Below are 5,200 nucleotides of genomic sequence, written 5' to 3' on the forward strand. Positions count from 1 at the left end.
AACTTGGGCGAGGTGGGAATGGGAACTGGTGCGACGAGCGAAAACGGTGCATTGGAGGGCTTTGGTGGTATAGTTTGTGGCAGGCGCTGCGCTTGAGCCGGAGTTAGTTGTACGAAGCCGACGGTACCGGGGATATTTTTTTTTGAGGAGTTTCCACCGTAGATCAGGTTTGAGAGTGTCGGGGCGCTTACTCCAAGCACTCCGTGAAGCCCCACAGAGGCTAGGGCTGCCCACCAAAAAGGCTGGCGCAGCGGTTCGGAAAGGGTGTTGGCTAGGGAGGAAGAGTCAGTCATGACCATAGGGAATTAGGAATTGGGAATTGGGAATTGGGAATTGGCAATTGGCCAAACAGGGAATTGGCCAAACAGGGAATTGGCCAAACAGGGAATTGGCCAAACAGGGAATTGGGAATTGGGAATTGGCAATTGGCCAAACAGGGAATTGGCAATTGGCAATTGGCCAAACAGGGAATTGGCCAAACAGGGAATTGGGAATTGGGAATTGGCAATTGGGAATTGGAGGTTAGTAGTTATTAATTTTTTTTTTAGCGATTTAAAAGTGGCTGTTATGGAATTCAAAGTTGTAATTTTAGCACGGTCGGCATCGAAATTGCCCGCTCGCCAGCTCGCTGCAATACAGTCTCTTGGCAGGCGGCCAACTGACACTAATTGATTAAACACCGATGATCGGTGCGATCGACCGACGGTTTCCAATTCTGTTACACAGCCGAGTTGATCGGTAGAAGTCATGATTCAACCTAAAATCCCAAATCTCAAATCTCAAATCGCAGGATTCACCAGCGATAGCGGTAACTTTTAAAAGGAGCTCCTTCGATGCTCAGCAAGTCGATCGGATAAATAGGAGCGCCGCTTGCCATATACTGAAACATCTCCCGAACTTCCTCTCCCCGCAGCGACAACTGGTCTAACTCTTTGAGAGAATACCAGCCAGCACACAAAGTATACTCGTCCGGCTTGCTCTTGGGCGGAGTCTTATCTTCAGGACGAGCCACAAAAATCACCCTGAGGCGCACATTGCCCCTAGGCATCACCGTGTGTTCTACTCTGAGAATTCCTTCAACGATCACAGAAATCCCCGCTTCCTGGACGGTATTGCGTACAGCAGCATCGAGTAAAGTCTCGCCTTTTTCCACTCGCCCTGCTGGGAGATACCACTGCTGATCGTACTTGCGCTCTTGTACCAGTAGAAAACGGTCTTCTAAGTGAACGACAACCAGGGTAAAATACAATGTTGGAATCGGCTCGCGAGCCATAGAAGTAGATATTCCCCAAGCAAAAAGTTTAACAAGCTGCAGCCAGATGAGGCGCTGTTAGCAACCCAAAGGGTGATTTTTCAAAGGTTTTTAAGCTTGAAAAACATATCCTAGCACCCCCAGCCACAAATCCAATAATCTCAAATCTCGAATCTCAAATCGATCGTGCCATTACCAAGTGTGATTTTGCGTGGATATTTTGCTGCTGCTTCGGACTATCGGGAATTTGAAAAATCTCTGGTCGATCGAGGTTTCCCAACTTTAACAGTACCTCTGAGCCAGCGAGATTGGTTGCCGACTTTTGGCGGCCGGTGGATGGTGCCAATTTTGCGAAAGCTCGATCGCACCGTCAAACAAATGTTACAGCAATACGGCAGCCAACAGATCGATCTCGTCTGTCATTCCGCTGGCGGCTGGATTTCTCGCATCTACTTAGGCGAAAAGCCCCATACCATTCACGGCGACGTGCTTGAGGATATCGGTTTGTCGAACCCTCGCTCAACTGTAAATACTTTAATCAGTTTAGGCACGCAGCAGGTCTCTGTTGAGTGCTGGACGCGCAAAAACCAGATTTTTTCAATTGCCACCACTATCCGGGGGTTTTTCACCCGCAGGTGGGCTACGTGTGCGCTGCTCTTAAGGCTGTTTTTGGCAAGCGCGGTTTAGGGACTTGGCTGGCTTACAAAAGTTATGAGTTGACTGTGGGGAAGGGCGAAACTTCAGGTTTGAAACAGTTCAATGTATTTTCAAGCTTTCCAGGTCAAACTTCGTCCGCGAACCTGTTTGATAAAGGCTATAGTAAAGTTCGTAGTGAGGACTTCAGTCCTCTGATTTGCGGACTAAAGTCCTGACTACAAATTTCGCTCAGGAATTTTAAGATGGGTATTAGGAGCTCGTAGTTCAGAGACGTTTGAATCGTTGTGGGACTGGGTAAGGATCGCGAATTAAATAGCTGACAACTTTAATTGTTATTTTGGGATGTCCCGTTTGGCTTTTTTGGACGGACAGGACATCCCAGAAACTTGTGTAACTTATTAAATTCTCATTCCTAACTACCGGGAAATGCTATTTTTATGTCACGGATGGACGACCAGTATATCCGACGTTTATTCCTGATAAATATCGCACTACTGGCAAGACTTATGTGACAAAAGTAGAAGGAAAAAATCCGAAGTTGATACATGATCTAACAAGACTATATTGCGAGACTATTTGTTATTGTAAATGCGCGGGAATGCTCATGCAATATATTAAACTATTAATAAGCTGTCGCGCATTTGAATTGCATATTCAGGGCGGGCTCTCCTGCCCACCCCACACAAGTTTTATGGTTTTTTGAGATACAGTTTAAATGCAGAACAGCTTACATTACCTAAAATTTCAGGATGTTTCCGTTCCGGCAGTATTCATAGCTTGATTCAGCAACGCCCGATTTTTTAATGTAGTTAAGCTTGCCAATTTGTGACTGGGAAAGTTTGCCGTTTCGTAACTGCCGAAGTCCGCTAAGGGTTTAAACCCCCTGACGGACTTTGGGGCGGAGGCTAAATATTCGGCAAATGCCAAATATTAAGGATTGACAAATTTGAGCAAAGTCAAGAGTTCTCTGATAAAATACTTCCACAGCAAACTTTGATAGGAAGCACAATGTCTTCAGAAACAAACTCAGCCCCTGTATCTACAACCGGTGCAGATGCGATCGACGTTGCGATCGCATCTGGAATCGACTTTGACGGCACTCAGATTCCGAAAGCAAAATTAGACCTGTACGAGCAAGTAATGGGATTAGAAGCCGACAGACAGCGCAGCGGCGTGTCAAACACCATGCGATCGCGCATTGTCCGAATCGGCGTCAAACATATAGGACAAGAGGAACTCGATAAAATGCTGGTTGCAGCCCAATTTGCACCGCTTAAAGAGAAAGAAATTGCCTTTTATTACGGCGCTAAGTAAATAGCATTCATCTTGGTTTGTAGTAGTGAGGACTTCAGTCCTCAAAAAGATTGAATAAAGACTAAAATCCTTACTGCGAACAAACTTTTGGATATTACTCAGGTTTCAAAGCCCGTTCCATCAGCCCCAAAACTGCTTGTTCTGGGGTAGTTTCACTATTTAATAAACGGTAAACTTGACGGGAAACAGGGACTTCAATCTCGCGTCTCTCGGCTAAATCAATCAATACATTAGTAGTATTAATACCCTCAGCAGTGCTCTGCAATTCCTCCAAAATTTGCTCTAAAGATTTGCCTTTAGCTAATCCAAAACCAACTCGATAATTGCGCGACAAAGGACTGTTGCAAGTAGCGAGTAAATCTCCTAAACCAGATAAACCATAAAAAGTTTCGGCGCGAGCTCCCAAACGAACTCCCACCCGAATCATTTCTGGCAAAGCGCGAGTCAGCAAAGCAGATTTAGCATTAGTTCCTAATTGTAAACCGTCGCAAACACCAGCGGCGATCGCAAATACATTTTTCAGGGTTCCACCTAACTCAGTCCCCAGCGGATCTTCGTTCACATAAACCCGAAAAATATCGGAACTATAAATATGTTGTACTTGCTTCGCCGCGGCTAAATCCCAACTTGCCGCTACCGTCGCAGCCGGCAATCCCTCCTGAATTTCTTCTGAAAGATTAGGGCCAGAAAGTACGACTATTGAATTGTTAGGAAAGGCATTTTGCCAAATTTGAGACGGAGTTCGCGTCGTCGCAGGGTCTAAACCTTTGGTGACAGTAACTATAATTGTAGTCGGAGTTAAGTTTAAGGCAAGCACTCGATCGACTGTTTCCCCAACTCCTTTCATCGAAACTGCCGAAACCACAACATCCGCGCCAGTTATAACTGATTGTAGACTAAAAGAACTGCGGCGCGACCACAAATTCACTCGATCGCCCTTTTTGCCTCCCAGATTTGCCAGTGCCGCTCCCCAAGCACCTCCGCCTAATATTGTCAAGCTTGCCATAAAATTTAGTCTGATGAATTTAACCGCAGATTAACACAGATAAATCACAGATAAATCACAGATAAATCATAGCAATCAATCTGCGTTAATCCGCGTGGATCTGCGGTCAAAAAATCCTCACTCTACAACTGCGGACGCAATCCATAATGACGGTAACGCCAATAATCTCGTAAAATGAGCTCGTGATCGAAACACAATTGTGCAGGAATCTGCCAAGATTCAAAAAACTGTAAATTTTTAGCATCGTCGGCGGCTTGAGGTTCGCCCGTTGCAGCAGCCAAGAATACAATGCTGATTGTGTGTTTGCGTGGGTCGCGATTTGGGTCAGAATAAACGTAGAATTGCTCGATTAATTCTACATTCAAGCTGGTTTCTTCTAAAGCTTCGCGTTTGGCCGCCGTTTCTACCGATTCCCCGCAATCGACGAAGCCGCCGGGAATGGCCCAGCCGTAGGGAATGTTGCGACGTTCGATGAGTACGATCGGGCGGTGCGGGCGATCGACCAATTCGATGATAATATCAACTGTAGGAGCGGGATTTTGGTAATTCATTTTGTTGGGAATTGGGAATGGGGCAGCAAAGCATCGGGAATGGGCAAAACAGGGAATGGCGAATTGGGAATGGGGAATTGGTCATTGGGCATTGGCTATTAATGATTTTATATGTAACCAACAACAAATAACCAACAACAAACAACAAACAACAAATAACAAATAACCAATAACAAATAACCAATAACAAATAACCAATAACCAATAACCAATAACAAATAACAAATAACTAAGCAGGGCATTGGGCATTGGTTACGATTTCACGAAAATTGAGAACCGCTATATCGAGACTAATAACCAACAACCAACCAACAACCAATAACAAATAACCAATAACAAATAACCAATAACCAATAACAAATAACCAATAACAAATAACCAATAACCAACAACAAATAACCAACAACAAATAACTAAGCA

8 protein-coding genes and 1 pseudogene are annotated in these 5,200 nt (G+C 44.8%); 4 read left to right on the top strand and 5 right to left on the bottom strand.

The annotated features are described in order from the left end of the window. Nucleotides 1-299: pseudogene (locus IQ270_RS27940) on the bottom strand (hypothetical protein); the annotation flags it as partial. 27 nt (nucleotides 300-326) lie between these two features. Here IQ270_RS27940 and IQ270_RS27945 point away from each other — a divergent pair. After that, on the top strand, nucleotides 327-536 hold the full coding sequence (locus tag IQ270_RS27945) for a hypothetical protein (protein ID WP_228056772.1): 210 nt from the start codon (nucleotides 327-329) through the stop codon (nucleotides 534-536). A 257-nt stretch (nucleotides 537-793) separates the two neighbouring features. Here the strand turns inward: IQ270_RS27945 and IQ270_RS27950 are convergent, their stop codons facing one another. Next, on the bottom strand, nucleotides 794-1,273 hold the full coding sequence (locus IQ270_RS27950; RefSeq protein ID WP_193976391.1) for an NUDIX domain-containing protein: 480 nt from the start codon (nucleotides 1,271-1,273) through the stop codon (nucleotides 794-796). A gap of 165 nt (nucleotides 1,274-1,438) precedes the next feature. On the opposite strand from IQ270_RS27950, the gene IQ270_RS27955 reads away from it, so the two are divergent. The 3 genes from IQ270_RS27955 to IQ270_RS27965 all read left to right on the top strand — a co-directional run bounded on the left by IQ270_RS27955 (nucleotide 1,439) and on the right by IQ270_RS27965 (nucleotide 3,223). After that, a complete protein-coding gene (locus IQ270_RS27955; protein ID WP_228056773.1) occupies nucleotides 1,439-1,939 on the top strand; it encodes a triacylglycerol lipase in 501 nt (166 codons plus the stop codon). A 367-nt stretch (nucleotides 1,940-2,306) separates the two neighbouring features. Further along, nucleotides 2,307-2,612 (top strand): IS1 family transposase, encoded by a 306-nt coding sequence (locus IQ270_RS32480; RefSeq protein ID WP_193976396.1) that lies wholly within the window; start codon nucleotides 2,307-2,309, stop codon nucleotides 2,610-2,612. Nucleotides 2,613-2,917: 305 nt separating this feature from the next. Next, nucleotides 2,918-3,223, top strand: a complete 306-nt coding sequence (locus tag IQ270_RS27965; protein WP_193976392.1) for a DUF4090 family protein — start codon at nucleotides 2,918-2,920, stop codon at nucleotides 3,221-3,223. 94 nt (nucleotides 3,224-3,317) lie between these two features. On the opposite strand, the gene IQ270_RS27970 is transcribed toward IQ270_RS27965, so the two are convergent. The 3 genes from IQ270_RS27970 to IQ270_RS31565 all read right to left on the bottom strand — a co-directional run. Continuing rightward, nucleotides 3,318-4,229, bottom strand: a complete 912-nt coding sequence (locus tag IQ270_RS27970) for an NAD(P)H-dependent glycerol-3-phosphate dehydrogenase (protein WP_193976393.1) — start codon at nucleotides 4,227-4,229, stop codon at nucleotides 3,318-3,320. A 122-nt stretch (nucleotides 4,230-4,351) separates the two neighbouring features. Continuing rightward, nucleotides 4,352-4,780 carry an NUDIX hydrolase gene (locus IQ270_RS27975; protein ID WP_193976394.1) on the bottom strand — a complete coding sequence of 143 codons (429 nt, stop codon included), beginning with the start codon at nucleotides 4,778-4,780 and terminating at the stop codon, nucleotides 4,352-4,354. A gap of 229 nt (nucleotides 4,781-5,009) precedes the next feature. Then, a partial coding sequence (locus IQ270_RS31565) for a hypothetical protein (protein WP_339384388.1) occupies nucleotides 5,010-5,200 on the bottom strand: 191 nt, incomplete at its 5' end.

The sequence above is a fragment of the Microcoleus sp. LEGE 07076 genome, from assembly GCF_015207455.1.
Lineage (GTDB): Bacteria > Cyanobacteriota > Cyanobacteriia > Cyanobacteriales > Microcoleaceae > Microcoleus.

Bases quoted from the DNA above. Each gene is read 5' to 3' on its own strand.
- IQ270_RS27970 (WP_193976393.1), bottom strand. From the start codon at position 4,229: ATGGCAAGCTTGACAATATTAGGCGGAGGTGCTTGGGGAGCGGCACTG.
- IQ270_RS27965 (WP_193976392.1), top strand. From the start codon at position 2,918: ATGTCTTCAGAAACAAACTCAGCCCCTGTATCTACAACCGGTGCAGAT.
- IQ270_RS27950 (WP_193976391.1), bottom strand. From the start codon at position 1,273: ATGGCTCGCGAGCCGATTCCAACATTGTATTTTACCCTGGTTGTCGTT.
- IQ270_RS27975 (WP_193976394.1), bottom strand. From the start codon at position 4,780: ATGAATTACCAAAATCCCGCTCCTACAGTTGATATTATCATCGAATTG.